The organism is Novosphingobium sp. B 225 (assembly GCF_002198665.1).
GTDB lineage: Bacteria > Pseudomonadota > Alphaproteobacteria > Sphingomonadales > Sphingomonadaceae > Novosphingobium.
The window spans coordinates 98,211-113,172 of the sequence record NZ_MWLM01000064.1; the positions used below are offsets into that span (position 1 = coordinate 98,211).

14 protein-coding genes and 1 tRNA gene are annotated in these 14,962 nt (G+C 64.7%); 7 read left to right on the forward strand and 8 right to left on the reverse strand.

Annotated features, from left to right (window positions below; genetic code table 11):
* Positions 1–65: 65 nt before the first annotated feature.
* The gene (gene typA, locus MNBBLIKP_RS12960; protein WP_088310678.1) at positions 66–1,898 is read right to left on the reverse strand and encodes a translational GTPase TypA; all 1,833 of its coding nucleotides are present in this window, start codon (positions 1,896–1,898) and stop codon (positions 66–68) included.
* A 234-nt stretch (positions 1,899–2,132) separates the two neighbouring features.
* Between typA and MNBBLIKP_RS12965 the strand changes: the two genes are divergently transcribed.
* Both MNBBLIKP_RS12965 and MNBBLIKP_RS12970 read left to right on the forward strand, forming a co-directional pair.
* Complete coding sequence (locus tag MNBBLIKP_RS12965) at positions 2,133–4,667, forward strand: TonB-dependent receptor (RefSeq protein WP_254913042.1); 2,535 nt, start codon at positions 2,133–2,135, stop codon at positions 4,665–4,667.
* Positions 4,668–5,019: 352 nt separating this feature from the next.
* The gene (locus MNBBLIKP_RS12970) at positions 5,020–5,793 is read left to right on the forward strand and encodes a hypothetical protein (protein ID WP_140420603.1); all 774 of its coding nucleotides are present in this window, start codon (positions 5,020–5,022) and stop codon (positions 5,791–5,793) included.
* A gap of 40 nt (positions 5,794–5,833) precedes the next feature.
* On the opposite strand, the gene MNBBLIKP_RS12975 is transcribed toward MNBBLIKP_RS12970, so the two are convergent.
* Both MNBBLIKP_RS12975 and MNBBLIKP_RS12980 read right to left on the reverse strand, forming a co-directional pair.
* Positions 5,834–8,350, reverse strand: a complete 2,517-nt coding sequence (locus MNBBLIKP_RS12975) for an ABC transporter permease (RefSeq protein ID WP_088310680.1) — start codon at positions 8,348–8,350, stop codon at positions 5,834–5,836.
* The gene (locus tag MNBBLIKP_RS12980; protein ID WP_254913043.1) at positions 8,347–9,036 is read right to left on the reverse strand and encodes an ABC transporter ATP-binding protein; all 690 of its coding nucleotides are present in this window, start codon (positions 9,034–9,036) and stop codon (positions 8,347–8,349) included. The genes MNBBLIKP_RS12975 and MNBBLIKP_RS12980 overlap by 4 nt, the downstream gene beginning before the upstream one ends.
* Before the next feature lie 208 nt (positions 9,037–9,244).
* On the opposite strand from MNBBLIKP_RS12980, the gene MNBBLIKP_RS12985 reads away from it, so the two are divergent.
* Positions 9,245–9,786 (forward strand): arylesterase (locus tag MNBBLIKP_RS12985; protein WP_369678919.1); only part of this gene is annotated, 542 nt, incomplete at its 3' end.
* A gap of 126 nt (positions 9,787–9,912) precedes the next feature.
* Here MNBBLIKP_RS12985 and recF read toward each other — a convergent pair.
* Entirely contained in the window at positions 9,913–10,986 is a 1,074-nt protein-coding gene (gene recF / locus MNBBLIKP_RS12990; protein ID WP_088310683.1) for a DNA replication/repair protein RecF, read from the reverse strand.
* A gap of 220 nt (positions 10,987–11,206) precedes the next feature.
* Here recF and MNBBLIKP_RS18090 point away from each other — a divergent pair, with 220 nt between their 5' ends.
* Positions 11,207–11,359 carry a hypothetical protein gene (locus MNBBLIKP_RS18090; protein WP_176399768.1) on the forward strand — a complete coding sequence of 51 codons (153 nt, stop codon included), beginning with the start codon at positions 11,207–11,209 and terminating at the stop codon, positions 11,357–11,359.
* Positions 11,356–11,574: a PspC domain-containing protein gene (locus MNBBLIKP_RS12995; protein WP_088310684.1), complete on the forward strand. Its 219-nt coding sequence runs from the start codon at positions 11,356–11,358 to the stop codon at positions 11,572–11,574. The genes MNBBLIKP_RS18090 and MNBBLIKP_RS12995 overlap by 4 nt, the downstream gene beginning before the upstream one ends.
* 38 nt (positions 11,575–11,612) lie before the next feature.
* Here MNBBLIKP_RS12995 and MNBBLIKP_RS13000 read toward each other — a convergent pair whose 3' ends face one another.
* Entirely contained in the window at positions 11,613–12,335 is a 723-nt protein-coding gene (locus tag MNBBLIKP_RS13000; RefSeq protein ID WP_088310685.1) for a queuosine precursor transporter, read from the reverse strand.
* Positions 12,336–12,396: 61 nt separating this feature from the next.
* Here MNBBLIKP_RS13000 and MNBBLIKP_RS13005 point away from each other — a divergent pair.
* Positions 12,397–12,473: transfer RNA gene (locus tag MNBBLIKP_RS13005), tRNA-Arg, on the forward strand.
* A gap of 381 nt (positions 12,474–12,854) precedes the next feature.
* On the opposite strand, the gene MNBBLIKP_RS13010 is transcribed toward MNBBLIKP_RS13005, so the two are convergent.
* Complete coding sequence (locus tag MNBBLIKP_RS13010; RefSeq protein WP_176399769.1) at positions 12,855–13,655, reverse strand: NUDIX hydrolase; 801 nt, start codon at positions 13,653–13,655, stop codon at positions 12,855–12,857.
* A gap of 525 nt (positions 13,656–14,180) precedes the next feature.
* On the reverse strand, positions 14,181–14,306 hold the full coding sequence (locus MNBBLIKP_RS18305; RefSeq protein ID WP_254913064.1) for a hypothetical protein: 126 nt from the start codon (positions 14,304–14,306) through the stop codon (positions 14,181–14,183).
* 15 nt (positions 14,307–14,321) lie between these two features.
* Between MNBBLIKP_RS18305 and MNBBLIKP_RS18310 the strand changes: the two genes are divergently transcribed.
* Positions 14,322–14,654: an EAL domain-containing protein gene (locus tag MNBBLIKP_RS18310; RefSeq protein WP_254913061.1), complete on the forward strand. Its 333-nt coding sequence runs from the start codon at positions 14,322–14,324 to the stop codon at positions 14,652–14,654.
* On the opposite strand, the gene grxD is transcribed toward MNBBLIKP_RS18310, so the two are convergent.
* The gene (gene grxD, locus MNBBLIKP_RS13020) at positions 14,638–14,961 is read right to left on the reverse strand and encodes a Grx4 family monothiol glutaredoxin (protein ID WP_088310687.1); all 324 of its coding nucleotides are present in this window, start codon (positions 14,959–14,961) and stop codon (positions 14,638–14,640) included. The two genes, MNBBLIKP_RS18310 and grxD, sit on opposite strands and share 17 nt — an antisense overlap.
* Position 14,962 lies beyond the last annotated feature (1 nt).

The window sequence follows — 14,962 nt, forward strand, 5'->3', positions numbered from 1 at the left end:
CGCGGGGACGAAGACTTGCGAGCCGACTAAAGCCCCTCCTCTGAAGAGGAGGGGGAGTGTGCTGCTTACGCCGCTTCCTTCTTGCGCCCGGCCTTCTTGCGCTCATGCGGATCGAGCAGGGCCTTGCGCAGGCGGATCGACTTGGGCGTGACTTCGACCATTTCGTCGTCGTCGATATAGGCGATGGCCTGTTCCAGCGTCATGATCCGGGGCGGGGTGAGGCGGATGGCGTCGTCCTTGCCGGTGGAGCGGAAGTTGGTCAGCTGCTTGGACTTGGCCGGGTTGACTTCCAGATCGTCAGGCTTGGCGTTTTCGCCGATGATCATGCCTTCATAGATCTTGTCCTGCGGGCGCACGAACAGGCTGCCGCGTTCTTCCAGCATGTTGAGCGCATAGCCCACTGCTTCGCCCGCGCAGTTGGAGATCAGCACGCCGTTGGCGCGGCCTTCGATCTGGCCTTTGTAGGGGCCGTATTTGTCAAACAGGCGGTTCATGATCCCGGTGCCGCGCGTGTCGGACAGGAATTCGCCGTGATAGCCGATCAGGCCGCGGCTGGGGGCAGTGAAGGTGATCCGGGTCTTGCCGCCGCCGCTGGGGCGCATGTCGGTCATTTCCGCCTTGCGCAGCGCCATCTTGTCAATGACGGTGCCCGAGTGTTCGTCGTCCACGTCGATCACCACGGTTTCGTAGGGTTCGGTGCGGGCGCCCTTGTCGTCCTGGCCATAGAGCACGCGGGGGCGGCTGATGCCCAGTTCAAACCCTTCGCGGCGCATGGTTTCGATCAGCACGCCCAGCTGCAATTCGCCGCGCCCGGCGACTTCGAAGCTGTCCTTGTCGGCAGATTCGGTCACCTTGATCGCGACGTTGCTTTCGGCTTCGCGCTCCAGACGGTCGCGGATCATGCGGCTGGTCACCTTGGTGCCTTCGCGGCCGGCCATCGGGCTGTCATTCACGGCAAAGCGCATCGACAGCGTGGGCGGGTCGATCGGCTGGGCGTGGAGCGGTTCGGTCACGCTGGGATCGGCGATGGTGTTGGATACGGTCGCGTCGGTCATCCCGGCGATCGAGATGATGTCGCCTGCGCGGGCTTCGTCCACCGGAACGCGTTCCAGCCCGCGGAAGGCCATCAGCTTGCTGGCGCGGCCGGTTTCCACCAGCTTGCCATCGTTATCGAGCGCGTGGATCGGCGAATTGACCTTGACCGTGCCCGACTGGACCTTGCCGGTCAGGATGCGGCCAAGGAAGTTGTCGCGATCGAGCAGGGTGACGAGGAATTTGAACGGCCCGTCGACATCGGCTTCCGGGGCGGGGACGTGTTCGACGATCTTCTTGAACAGCGGGGTCAGCGTGCCTTCGCGCATGCTGGGATCTTCGTTGGCATAGCCATTGCGGCCCGAGGCGTAGAGCACGGGGAAATCGCACTGTTCATCGCTGGCATCGAGGCTGACGAACAGATCGAACACTTCGTCGAGCACTTCCTGGATGCGTTCGTCCGGACGGTCGACCTTGTTGACCACCACGATCGGGCGAAGGCCCAGCGCCAGCGCCTTGCCAGTGACGAATTTGGTCTGCGGCATCGCGCCTTCGCTGCTGTCGACCAGCAGGATCACGCCGTCGACCATGGACAGGATCCGCTCCACCTCACCGCCGAAGTCGGCGTGGCCGGGGGTGTCGACGATGTTGATCCGCGTGCCTTCCCATTCGACGCTGGTGCACTTGGCCAGAATCGTGATCCCGCGTTCCTTTTCCAGGTCGTTCGAATCCATCGCGCGTTCTTCGATGCGCTGATTGTCACGGAAGGTGCCGGACTGGCGGAACAGCTGGTCGACCAGGGTGGTCTTGCCGTGGTCAACGTGCGCAATGATCGCAATATTGCGCAAAGGAAGGGGGGCGGACATCGTGGGGCCTTCGGATAGAGAGAGGGGCGGGCGGCGCGTGTTGCACCGCAATATGCGCCGCGCCCCTAGCCCAAGCGGGGCTCTGGGGCAAGTGCGCTGACTGTGCCCGCACTGCAACAGGCTGGTTCCGGCGGACACATTTTGGTCATCGCCGATTGCTAGGCACCGCGCAGGCCCCTATCTGGCGCGCCAAGGCGGGCAAGCCGCCATGGTTATCTATGCAGGAACCAATCGATGACTTCGCTTGACGCCAAGGGTGCCGGATCGCTGCGCCTTCGCCTGATGCTGGGGATTGCCCTGGCTGCCTTTGCTGCTCCGACTGCCGGGTTTGCGCAGGAAATCGCCGAACAACCGATCGAGGAAGAGGCCGAAGCCGCGCCTCCTGCCGATGAAGGCGCGACCCCCGCCGAGGAATACGGTAACGAGATCGTCGTTACCGCGACCAAGCGCGAACAGACCCTGCAGAACGTGCCGGTAGCGGTTTCGGTTGCCACGGCCGATGCGATCGAACGCGCGGCGGTGCGCGATCTCAAGGATCTGCAAACGCTGGTTCCGGCGCTGCGGGTGACCCAGCTGCAAAGCAGCGCCAATACCAATTTCATCATCCGCGGCTTTGGCAACGGGGCCAACAACGCCGGGATCGAACCTTCGGTCGGGGTGTTCGTCGACGGGGTCTATCGCAGCCGCACCGGCGCGCAGATCGGCGATTTGCCCGATGTAGCCCGCGTCGAAGTGCTGCGCGGCCCGCAGAGCACGCTGTTCGGCAAGAACGCCAGCGCCGGGGTGATCAGCCTGGTCACCAAGGAACCGGCCTTCAAGTTCCACGGCTCGGTCGAGGCCAGCTATGGCAACCATGACGCCAAAGTGCTCAAGGGCTATGTCACCGGCCCGGTGATGGAAAATATCGCCGCCAGCCTGTCTGCCGGGATCAACCAGCGCGATGGCATGGTGCAGGACCAGGGCTATGGCGGGCGCACCAATGAACGCAATCGCTGGTTCTTGCGCGGGCAGCTCAGGATCGAGCCGAGCAGCCAGCTCAAGCTGCGGCTGATCGCGGACTATGACAAGATCGACGAAGCCTGCTGCGCGGTGGTCAACCTGCGCCGCTCTGCCGCGACCAGCGCGGTTGAAGCGCTGGGCGGCAAGGTCAACGCGGCCAGCGATCCGTTCGGCGGGGTGGTTTACTCCAATTTCGCCAGCAGCAATGAAATCGAGAACTGGGGCATTTCGGGTCAGGCCGACTATACCGTCGGCCCGCTCAAGCTGACCTCGATCACGGCTTACCGCAAGAGCAAGAGCCGCACCAATCAGGATTCGGACTTCACCAGTGCCGATCTGATCGGGCAGAACGCGGGCACGCTCGACATCGGTACGTTTACCCAGGAACTGCGCGCTTCGGCCGGGTTCATGGACTTTTTCAATGCCATGGCCGGGGCCTATTTCTTTGACGAAAAGGTCACCAGTGGCAACGCGCTGACTTATGGCAAGGCGTTCCGGCCTTATGCGAACCTGCTTTCAGGCGGAGGCGTGGGCGCGCTGGAATCGCTGGTCGTGCCGCTTGCGCCGGGTACTTTCTTTGCGCCGGGGCAGGGGCTGTTCGACAGCTTCCAGATGCATGACAAGGCGTGGTCGGTATTCGGCAATCTCGATTTCAAGCCGCTCCACAACGTCACGCTGACGATTGGCGCGAACTATACCCACGATGCCAAGGACGTGACTTCGGCCGTCACCAGCACCGATGTCTTCTCGGGCCTCAATCTGGTTGCGCTGGGCGGCGGATCGACCAACCCCTCGCTCAATCCGCTGCTGGCGCTGCGCCCGCTGCAGTTCCTGCCGCCGTTCCGCAATTTCCCCAATGCGGTGGAAAGCGGCCAGACCCGCGACGGCGACTGGTCATGGACCGGGCGGCTGGCCTGGCAGGTGACCGACAGCGTCAATACCTATTTCTCCTATGCCACGGGTTACAAGGCCAGCTCGTTCAACCTGTCACGCGATAGCCGCCCGCTCGCGTCGGACTATGCCGCGCTGGCCGGGGCCGGGCTGCTGGTGAACAACCTCACCACCGGTTCGCGCTTTGCCGGGCCGGAAGATGCGCGGGTGCTGGAACTGGGGATCAAGACGAAGTTCGGGATCGCCAGCGCCAACCTGACCTTTTTCAAGCAGACCATCGCGGGCTTCCAGTCCAACACGTTCACCGGCACCGGCTTTGCGCTGGCCAATGCCGGCAAGCAGAGCACGCGCGGGGTGGAATTTGACGGCACGATGAAGGCTGGCAGCAAGCTCAACCTCAACCTGTCGCTGGTCTATCTCGATCCGCGTTATGAGAGCTTTGTCCAGTCCGCGCTGGGCAATGCGACCGGCACTCGCCCGGCCGGCATTCCCGCATTGTCGAGCACGATCGGGGCAAGCTGGAACCATGCCTTCGCCGATGGATCGCGCGTGATTGTCAGCGGCGACTGGCATTATGAAAGCCCGGTCGCGATTGTCGAAGGACTGCCCGGGTTCATTCAGCGCAATGCCCTGGGGCAGGTGGTCAGCTATCAGCCTGCCTTTGATGCCGCCCGTCCGTTCAAGCGCGAAGTCAGCGAAGTGAACGCCTCGCTGACCTATGCCATGGCCAGCGGGCTGGAACTGTCAGTCTGGGGCCGCAACCTGACCAATGACCGCTACCTGCTGTCGCTGTTCGATTCGGTCGCGCAGCCCGGTTCGATCTCGGGCTATCCTAACCAGCCGCGCACCTGGGGCGGATCGGTGCGGTTCAAGTGGTAGCAACGGGTTAGCCGCCCTCACACTGATCCTCCCTTGGCGGGGGAGGGGGACCGTCCGCAGAATGGTGGAGGCGGGCTGGCAAGATCGCGCGGAGCAGCGCACAGTCGCTATCGCGGCTGCCCCTGATCTCGCCACGCTGCGGTACTTCCCCCAAGTCGGGGGAAAATCGCCAGAAAGTCCTCGCTGCCTTTTCATTTGCCAATCTGCGCCATTTGTGGTGCCTTTCGCCGCTGTTGGATTGAGACAGGGGGTGGCTATGGTGCTCAGTGGCAAAAGAGTTTTTTCCGAAACATTCCGGATTGTGAAGGAACGCTTCGGCGCGTTGCTCGGGATCTGGGGGGTGTACTTTGGAATGCAGCTCGCGCTGTTCGCGGTATTCGGTTTGATGATCGGGTCAGCGGTGCTGTCCGGGTTCGCCGGGGCAGACCCGCAACAGTCGCCGGGGGCCGGGCTTGGTGCAGGAATGATCATCGGGGTGATCCTGTTCTACCTGGCCTATCTGCTCGTGATCATGGCCCAATACGGCGCAATGACTTCTGCCGCATCGCCCTTGCAGCAACCCACGTTCGGGGATGCGCTGAAGGACGGATTGCGCTCGGCACCGACAATGCTGGGGGTCATCGTGCTTTTGGGTATCGGCTATGTGATCGGCGCCATGGTGATCGGTTTGATTTCCGCCGCATTGGTTGCGGCTTTGGGCAGTGCCGGAGGATTGGTGGTCGGTCTGGCGATGCTTGCCGCCGCAATCTATATGTTCAGCCGTCTGGTGGTGCTGCTGCCGGTTGCGGCGGTGGAACGGATCGGCAATCCGATTACCGTCATTTCGCGCACCTGGTCGCTTACTGCGGGCAATGTGTTCAAGATCATCCTGATCAACATTGTCATGATCGTCATGGTGGTCATTGTGGCCGGGCTGGCGATTGCCCCGGCCATGGGATCGTTTGCCGAGCTGAACCAGACGATCCAGAGCGGTGGAGCGCCCAGTTTCGCCGGGATGGGGCTGACATTTTTGCTGATGCTGGTGGCCGGGATCATCTTCGCGATCTTCGGTGCGGCCTTGCAGGCGGCGATCCATGCCGAACTGGCGGGGGACAGCGCAACCAACCTTGATCAGACCTTTGCCTGATTGACCGGTCGGGGGCTCGCACCAGCGGGCCCCCGCCGCGTCACAATTCGCGCAGCGCCTGCGCCGGTTTCGCCCGCAGCAGCGGCACCGAACCGGCCAGTGCAAAAGCGATCACCATGGCCAGTCCTGCGCCCAGCACGGCCAGCACGGTGCCCCAGGCGGGCAGCCATTCAAATTCGAACAGCTGGACCACCACCAGCCAGGCAAGCCCGCTGCCCAAGGCCAGCGAAACGCCTGCCAGCAGCAGCGCCAGCAGGCCATATTCGGCCAGCTGCAGCAGCAGCAATTGCCGCCGGCTAGCCCCCAGCACGCGCAAGATCACATTGTCGTAAAGCCGGCTTGCCCGCGCCGCAGCGATTGCGCCCAGCAGCACCGCTATCCCCGCCAGCACCGCAACCGATGCGGCAGCCAGGATCGCGGTGGAGACTTGCCCAAGCAGCTCACGCGCCTGTTTCAGCACCCCGCCAACCTCGATCACCGAGCTGGAGGGGAACTGACGGATCAGGGTTTGCAGCAAGCCAGTCTTGTCCGATCCCGCCCGCAAATTGATCGTTGCCGCCATATTGTGCGGCGCATCGGAAATGGCGTTGGGTGAATAGACCAGCACATAGTTGAAGCCCATCGTATCCCAATCGATCCGCCGCAGCGAAGCGATCCGGGCGGTGCGTTCCACCCCCAGCAGGCCGATTGTCACCATGTCCCCCAATTTGAGGTCCAGCGACGTAGCCAGCCGCTCATCAATCGAAACCAGCGGTTCGCCGGCATAGCCGCGCGGCCACCATTTTCCGGCGGTGATCGAATTGCCTTCGGGCAGATCTTCGGAATAGGTCAGCCCGCGTTCGCCGCGCAGCGCCCAGGCTTCATCCGGGATCACTTTCAGATCGGCCACACGGGTCATCGTCTGCTCTGGTCCATAGGCCAGGATTGCCCCGCGCATGGCCGGGACCAGCCGCATCCGCGCACCGGGTTCGGCCGCGGCGACGCTTTGCTTGAAGGCTTCGGCGCGGTCCTTGGGAACGTCGAGCACGAAATAGTCCGGCGCCTTTTGCGGCACCCGCGCAGCGATATTGGCGTCCAGGCTTGATTGCACCGCTGCCAGCAGCACAAACGCGGACAGGCCAAACCCCAGCGCCGTCACCAGCGCCCCGGTCTGCACCGAAGGGCGGTGCAGGTTGGCCAATGCCAGCCGCAGCAGCGGGCTGCGCGGACGCGGTGCGCGCTGCGCCGCCCAGCGGATCGACCAGCCTAGTGCGCCCAGCAGACCCAGCAGCGCTGCGGCGCCTGCCAGAAACAATGCGCTGACCATCGGCTGCGCTGCCGTTGCCATGGCCAGCGCGGCAATCGCCACCACGCCCAGTCCCACCGGCACCAGCGCTTCACGCGCCGCGCCGCCCAGCGGGCTGACTCGTGCCCGGAACAGGGCCATGGCCGGGAACCGCCGGGCCGCCAGCAGTGGCGGCGCGGCAAAGACCAGCGCAACCAGCAGGCCATAGGCGCTGGCCTGTGCCAGTGCCGCCCAGTCCAGCACCAGACCCGGTGCAACCGGCAGCAGCTGGCCCAGCGCCATGGCGAACAGCGGCGTTACCATCACGCCCGCGACCAGCCCCAGGCCCGCACCCAGCGCGGCCGCGCTGGCGATCTGCAGCAGATAGATCCGCGCAATATCGCCGCTGGTTGCGCCCAGCACCTTGAACGTCGCAATGCTGCCGCGCCGTGCTTCAAGATAGCTCGACACGCCGCCGCCAATCCCGATCCCGGCGATGACCAGCGCGGCCAGGCCAACCAGCACCAGAAATTCGCCCATCCGCGTGACAAAGCGTTCGGCCCCCGGGGCGGCCTTGTCGCGCTGGCGATAGCTGAACCCGGCGGCGGGGTAGCGCGCCTTCAGCGCATCGATTGCCGCCACCGGCTCTCCGCCCGGGGGCAGCAGCACGCGATAGCGCGCGCGGAACATCGCCCCCGGCTGGGTCAGCCCGGCGCTGGCCGGAAAGCTTTCCGCCACGATCACCGGCGGGCCCAGCGCAAAGCCTTCGGACAAGCGGTCTGGTTCGCTGGCGATGATCCCGCTGACAGTCAGGGGCTGGCCGCCAATTGCAAAGCTGTCGCCGCGCTTTACCCCCAGCCGCGCGGCGGCATCGGGAGAAAGCCAGGCTTGCCCCTGGGCCGGAGCACCGACCTGACGGCCATCGTCCAATGCAAGCCGCCCGACCAGCGGCCAGGCGGCGTCCACCGCCTTGAGTTCAACCGGGGATGCCAGCGCGCCATGGGTAGCCATGGCCTGCAGCCGGACCCCGCCAGACAGCTTGCCCAGCGCGGCAAAGGCCTGACGCTCTTCGGCGCTGGCCAGCCGCTGCCAGACTTCGATCTGCACGTCTCCGCCCAGGATCGATTGTCCGCGCCCTTTCAGCTCGCGTTCGATCGCCCCGGTCAAAGTGCCGATCGCCGCCAGCGCGCCGACGCCCAGGAACAGGCAGGCCAGCAACAGCCGCAGCCCCCGGAACCGCGCGGACAGATCGCGCCGGGCAATGCGCCAGGCCGTGGACCAGGGAAGGGTCATGCGGCGTTGTCGCTCACGATCCGGCCATCCGCCAGCGTGATGACCCGCTGGCACCGCGCGGCCAGTTCCGGATCGTGGGTGATGATCACCAGCGTCGCCCCGGTTTCAGCGCGGCGGGCAAACAGCAGGTCGATGATCGTTTCACCCGTGGCGTGATCAAGGTTGCCGGTCGGCTCATCCGCGAAGACCAGCATGGGCCGCGCGGCCAGCGCGCGGGCGATGGCAACGCGTTGCTGCTCGCCGCCGGAAAGCTGCGCCGGATAATGGGTCAGCCGGTGGCCCAGCCCGACCGCCTCCAGCTCTGCCGCGGCGCGGGTGCGGGCATCGGGCAGGCCGGCCAGTTCGAGCGGGGTCATCACGTTTTCCAGCGCGGTCATGGTCGGCAGCAAGTGGAACGCCTGCAGCACGATCCCGATCCGGCCCCGGCGCGCGGCGGCCAGTTCGTCTTCGGTAAGCGCGGCAAAATCAGCCCCGGCCACTTGCAGCGCGCCGCCGCTGGCGCGCTCCAGCCCGGACAGCACGGCCATCAGGCTGCTTTTGCCCGAGCCTGAAGGGCCGAGCAGGGCAAGCGTCTGCCCTTGCGGCACGATCAGATCGATCCCGCGCAGGATTTCGACCTGATGGTCACCACTGCCAAGGGAAAGGGTGAGCTGGGTGGCGGTGATCGCCGGAAGGGGGCTTGTCACGCGGGCAAGAGGCCTTAGCTGGGAGGGCAAGGAGATTTCAGGCATGAGATGGAAGCACAAGGCCGCAGTTGCAACCCCCCTGGGTCTGGCTCTGGCGATGACAGCCTTGCTTGCGGCCTGCGGGCAAGGGTCTGCCCCGGCTGCTCCTGCCAGTGACAGCGCGGGCCCGCCCAGTGCCGAACTGCCGGTGATGGGCCCCGCGGTGCCGATGGTGGCGCTGGGGGACAGCCTGTTCGCGGGCTATGGTCTGGAACCGGGGCAAAGCTATCCCGCGCATCTGGAAAAAGCGCTGCGGGCGCGCGGGATCAATGCGCAGATCATGAACGCCGGGGTTTCGGGCGATACCACCGCGGGCGGCCTCGCGCGGCTGGACTTCACGCTCAACAGCCAGAAACAGCCCCCTGCGCTGGTGCTGATCAGCCTGGGCGGCAATGATCTGCTGCGCGGCCTGCCGCCCGAACAGACCCGCGCCAACCTTGACGCGATCCTGACCAAATTGGATCAGCGCAAGATTCCCGCAGTGCTGATGGGCATGCTGGCCCCGCCCAATCTGGGGCCGGAATACCGGACCCGGTTCGATGCGATCTATCCCGCGCTGGCGAAACAGCACAAGGCTGCGCTGGTGCCGTTCTTCCTCCAGCCGGTGATGGGCAAGCCCGAACTGATCCAGCAAGACCATATCCACCCGACCGTGCAGGGCATCGACCTGATGGTGGCGGCGACGGTGGAGCAAGTGGCAGGGCTGACGGANTGCCACCTCCCCATTTGTCCCTGCGGGAAAAATGGAGAGGGATTTTCCGCCGCGTCTTATCCCTCTCCATTTTTGCAAAGCACAAATGGGGAGGTGGCAGCGCGAAGCGCTGACGGAGGGGTAATTTAACCCAACCGCTCTACCGCCCCGTCACTGACCCGCCACACTGCCGCTTCCCCGGCAATCGCCTCGAACGGAGGCAGTTCGGTGCCGGTCAGCCAGACTTGCGCGGTGCCGCGCCGCAGCCGGTCAAACAGCGCCGCGCGGCGGACCGGATCAAGATGCGCGGCGACTTCATCGAGCAGCAGCAGGCCGGGGCGGTCGGGATCGAGCAGTCCGGCGTGGGCCAGCGTGATCGCGATCAGCATGGCTTTCTGTTCGCCGGTCGAACATTCGGCGGCGGGCTGATCCTTCCCGGCCATGATGACCGAGAGCTCGTCGCGGTGCGGGCCGGCCAGGGTGCGCTGAGCGGCGCGATCACGGCGGCGGTTTTCGCGCAGGGCCGCGGCCAGCGCGTCGGGATCGAGCGGCCCGCCGGGCTGATAGGCCAGCAGCGGCCGGGCAAAGGGCGCTTCGGGCAGCACGGCCAGCGCTTCTGACAGCCGCGCCACCAGCCGCGCGCGCGCCTGCGCCACCAATGCGCCAGCTTCGGCCAGCTGGCCTTCCAGCGCATCGAGCCAGGTGGGGTCAGGCTCCACCGCTTCGCCCAGCAGCCGGTTGCGTTCGCGCAGCGCGCCTTCGAGGCGGCTGGCATTGCGGGCATGGGCCGGTTCGAGCGCCAGCACCAGCCGGTCCAGAAACCGCCGCCGCGCGCCGGCCCCTTCGGCGAACAGGCGGTCCATCGCCGGGGTCAGCCAGCCGAGCGAGAGCCATTCGCCCAGCCGCAACGCCGGGGCATCGGCTCCGTTAACCTGGACCACACGGCGGCCGGGCCGGTCGGCCCTGACTCCGGTGCCCAGCTGCACTTCGCTGTCCAGCTCGGCACTCACCGCAAAGCCGCCGTCGCCGCCGTGGCCGGGAATATCGGTCAGCGCCGCGCGGCGCAGCCCGCGGCCGGGGGCGAGCAGCGAGAGTGCCTCCAGCACGTTGGTCTTGCCCGCGCCGTTCTCCCCCACCAGCAGGTTGAACTGCCGCGCGCCGTCCAGGCGGCTGTCCGCATGGTTGCGATAGTGGGTGAGGGTGAGCCGCGTCAGCGCCATGGCACCGCGATAGGGCCGCCGCACGCTGAAGTCACGCGAAAGGCCAATCCTGAAAGTTGGGAAAAATCACCAAATATTGGGAATGAACCAATGGTGCAATTCCCGTTCATCGCGACGAAAGCTTGGATTTTCGGGGTTTTTCGAAACTGGCACGGTCCCTGCAATCACTGTGGCATCCGCAGAACCCTCTGCGAACCAACATTCAGGAAAGGAACCAACCATGCTTGCTCTCAACACTTTCAGCCAGAAGGCCGCTGCCGCCGCCCTCGCTCTGGTGCTCTCGGTCGCTTCGATCGGCACCACCGTCCAGACCCCGCAGGCCGGTCAGGCCCACAGCCAGTTCGCCGGCGCCTATGTGAGTGTCGTGGCATGAGCCCGGTCGATCACATGGGTGGCAACAACACCCCCTCGCAGCGCGGCTTCCGCCTCGACAAGGCCAACGGCAAGTTCATGGGCGTCTGCTCGGGCATCGCCCAGTTCTTTGGCTGGGACGTCACTTTGGTCCGTATCGCCTTCGCGCTCGGAACGATCTTCGGCTTCGGTTCGCTGCTGCTGATCTACCTGGCGATTGGCCTCATCGCGGACTGAGGTCTGATAACCGGTGAGGCCCCGTCTTCGGGCGGGGCCTAAACCGCATCCGCCTTGGCAAAGGGCGAAAAATCGGTGCCTTCGTCAAAAACGTCCACCCCTTCGCGTGACTTGAACCAGCCGACCACTGCGTAAGTCACCGGGGTCAGCACCACTTCCCAGGTGACCTTCAGCAGCCAGTTCGTCACCATTACGGTCAGCACCTGCTCGTTCGACCAGGTGCCCAGGAACGCGACCGGATAGAAAATCGCGCTGTCCACTGCCTGCCCGAATACGGTTGAACCGATCGTGCGGCTCCACAGATGCTTGCCGCCGGTCAGGATCTTCATCCGTGCCAGCACGAACGAATTGACGAATTCCCCGGCCCAGAACGCCAGCACCGATGCCGCGACGATCCGCCAGGTGCTGCCGAACACGCTTTCATAGGCGGCCTGTCCGCCCCAGCCATCGGCCGGGGGCATGGCAACGACGATTGTGCTCATGAAGGCCATGAAGATCAGCGCGGCAAACCCGGCCCACACACAGCGGCGGGCATTGGCATAGCCGTAAACCTCGGTCAGCACGTCACCCAGCACATAGCTCAGCGGGAAAAATAGGATCCCGGCGCCAAAGGTATAGCCGCCCAGCGTCGCCAGCTTGCTCGCCCCGATCAGGTTGGACAGCAGCAGGATCGCAACGAATGCCGCCATCAGATAGTCAAAATAGCGGAAATGGCGCCGCGCGCCGGCCTGGCCATCAAGGCGGGAAAGTGGGTTGGTCATGGCGGCGCAGCCTAACCCCGTTTACAGCCCGCGCAATCCCCGCCTATGAGAGCCCCCGCGCGCGCCCGTAGCTCAGCTGGATAGAGCACCTGCCTTCTAAGCTGGTGGTCGCAGGTTCGAATCCTGCCGGGCGCGCCAAAACCTGCCGCCCCGCAGGGGTGGCGGGTTTTGGCGGGTCCCCAAAGGTTCGAACATTCGGAGTCGAAGCCCCGCAGGGGCGGAGACGGCGGCGACGCGCAGCGGCGGCGACAATCCTGCCGGGCGCGCCAATCCTTTGCTGCTCCGTCTGGTAATTTTATTTCTCGTGCATGCGCATAGCAGCACCACCCGGACCGAGCATTTGTGGTTCTGCGGCAACAAAATCAGGTTTTTCAGCGCATCGGGCGAAAGATGTGACATCCGTCACAGTATTTACCCAGCGAATCCCCGTAGCGAGAAATTGCGACCCGACCGGTGGCGGCCCTTCTGCCATCGGCACCTACAGCCCCCTCGTGCGATTGAGCATGAGGGGGTCTTTTCTTACCCGCGTGCCGCGCTTTCCAGCTTCTCGCCCAGTACCGGATAACCGGTTTCGCCCGCGATCATCAGCCATGGCTCTCCATCGCGCACTTCCATGAAAGGCGTGATCATCGTGCTGGGGAATACCGAGACATGCGCCAGCGCATCATCAAACGACTGGAACAGGGCCAGCCGTTCCAGGTTGCGGCGGGTCGGGAAGATCACCTTGATCTTGCCCTGTTCGGCCAGGTCCAGCGCGCCCTGGGCACTGGACCAGAACAAATGGGTGTTCTCGGTTGCATCGACCAGCAGATCGACCGCGCCGGTGCCCAGATTGGCAAGGTAAAAGCGGGTATCGAACACCCGCACTTCGCGGTGCTTGGGGCGCCAGCGCGCGAACGGCACCAGCGCTTCCAGATCAAGCTCCCAGCCCATTGCGGTCAGCACCGGGGCCAGTTCACCGCCATCCAGCAACAGTGCGCGGGCGCGGCGCGCCTCGCCCAGGGTGGGGCGTTGATGGATGCCCAGCACCAGTCCGGTTTCCTCCAGCGTTTCGCGCACCGCCGCGATCCGCGCCGCCAGTTCATCGCGGGCCTCATCATCGGAGGCCCCCAGAGCCAGGGCAAGTTCGCGGTCCGCATCGTCGACCCGTCCGCCCGGAAAAACCGCCGCACCCCCGGCAAAGGACATCGCGGCAGAGCGTTCCACCATCAGCAGCTGCGGCGCGCCGCCAGCCGGATCGTTGCGAAAGATCACCAGCGTAGCGGCGGGCGTGGCCGGCGGGGCTTCGCCGCCAGTGTCAAATATGTCTTTTACATCCATCTTGCGCACAGAGTGGGAGAGCCGGCCCGCTTTGCCAAGCGCAAAATCGGACCCAATCCACGGCTGCCCTGTCGGAACTTTTTACATTTGCGCGGCAACTCGCAGTGAGCAGGTTTCACAAATGACGGAAATTTATCCAGTTTTTGAGTTTGGCACGGTCGGTGCATAGTTTCTGGTACCCCCAAGTAGTCTCGAATGAGGCGGGGCCGCCTCCTGGTCTCCGCGGTCCCGCCTCCCCGAGAACTTCCCCAAACATCTGCAAAAGTGCCTAGGGTCAGGACCTATTAACCGCGCCTTCGAGGTTTGAGTCAGAATGGCTCAGGNTGACGAAGCGCTGGGCCATTCTGGCCAAATCCCTGCGGGACGGCAGAATGGCTTTCATCTCGGACACAAATCCCCTTGGAAAGGCAACCAGCCTTCCCGGCGGGAACTTACGTCCGATATGTTCGCCATTCTGCCGCCTCGAAGGCGCGGTTAATTGGTCCTGACCCTAGGCCGGCTTTCCGTTTCCTTGGATCGCACGCGCTATGCCGCCGGGTTGAAAGCGCGCAGCCGGGGGCTGGCGCCGTTGCCATTCAGGGCCATCAGACAGGGCGACCGCCGCAAGCACCGCTTGCCGGGGCCGATCAGCGCCATGACGTTGAGCGGCATGCTGCTGCTGTTCGCATTGGCGATTTCGGCACCGGCTATTCCAGCCTCAGCCTGTTGCAGCGCTTTGCCGTGGACAAGATCAAGATCGATCGCAGCTTCGTTGCCAGTCTGGGCGAAAGCGAAGGGGCGGACGGGCTGGTTGACGCGGTCGTCAAACTGGCGCGCAGCTTTGGGCTGGAAGTGATTGGCGAAGGGGTAGAGATCGAACGCCAGCGCAAACAGTTGCTCGCCAGCGGATGCCAGGTGTTCCAGGGCTATCTGATCGGCCGGCCGGTTTCGGCCGCGCAAATCGAAAGCGACTTGCTGGGCGGGGCCGTGCCCCGCCGCGCGGTCAATTCGCGGGGCTGAGGTCGGCCACCAGTTCGTGCAGTTCGCCCGCTTCGAACATTTCCATCATGATGTCGCTGCCGCCAACGAATTCGCCCTTGATGTACAGCTGCGGGATGGTTGGCCAGTCAGAGAACTGCTTGATCCCCTGGCGCACTTCCATGTCCTGCAGCACGTCAACGCTTTCGTACTGGACCCCCAGGTGATCGAGGATCGCGATCGCGCGGCTGGAAAAACCGCACTGCGGGAACAGCGGCGTGCCCTTCATGAACAGCACGACCGGATTGGTGCTGACGATTTCGGCAATGCGGGTCTGGGCGTCGGACATG

What these genes read in the sequence shown, in the direction of transcription:
- grxD (WP_088310687.1), bottom strand. Translation starts at nt 14,961, where the DNA reads ATGTCCGACGCCCAGACCCGCATTGCCGAAATCGTCAGCACCAATCCG.
- typA (WP_088310678.1), bottom strand. Translation starts at nt 1,898, where the DNA reads ATGTCCGCCCCCCTTCCTTTGCGCAATATTGCGATCATTGCGCACGTT.
- MNBBLIKP_RS18090 (WP_176399768.1), top strand. Translation starts at nt 11,207, where the DNA reads ATGCTTGCTCTCAACACTTTCAGCCAGAAGGCCGCTGCCGCCGCCCTC.
- MNBBLIKP_RS12965 (WP_254913042.1), top strand. Translation starts at nt 2,133, where the DNA reads ATGACTTCGCTTGACGCCAAGGGTGCCGGATCGCTGCGCCTTCGCCTG.
- recF (WP_088310683.1), bottom strand. Translation starts at nt 10,986, where the DNA reads ATGGCGCTGACGCGGCTCACCCTCACCCACTATCGCAACCATGCGGAC.
- MNBBLIKP_RS13010 (WP_176399769.1), bottom strand. Translation starts at nt 13,655, where the DNA reads ATGGATGTAAAAGACATATTTGACACTGGCGGCGAAGCCCCGCCGGCC.
- MNBBLIKP_RS12975 (WP_088310680.1), bottom strand. Translation starts at nt 8,350, where the DNA reads ATGACCCTTCCCTGGTCCACGGCCTGGCGCATTGCCCGGCGCGATCTG.
- MNBBLIKP_RS12995 (WP_088310684.1), top strand. Translation starts at nt 11,356, where the DNA reads ATGAGCCCGGTCGATCACATGGGTGGCAACAACACCCCCTCGCAGCGC.
- MNBBLIKP_RS18305 (WP_254913064.1), bottom strand. Translation starts at nt 14,306, where the DNA reads ATGCCGCTCAACGTCATGGCGCTGATCGGCCCCGGCAAGCGGTGCTTG.
- MNBBLIKP_RS13000 (WP_088310685.1), bottom strand. Translation starts at nt 12,335, where the DNA reads ATGACCAACCCACTTTCCCGCCTTGATGGCCAGGCCGGCGCGCGGCGC.
- MNBBLIKP_RS12970 (WP_140420603.1), top strand. Translation starts at nt 5,020, where the DNA reads ATGCAGCTCGCGCTGTTCGCGGTATTCGGTTTGATGATCGGGTCAGCG.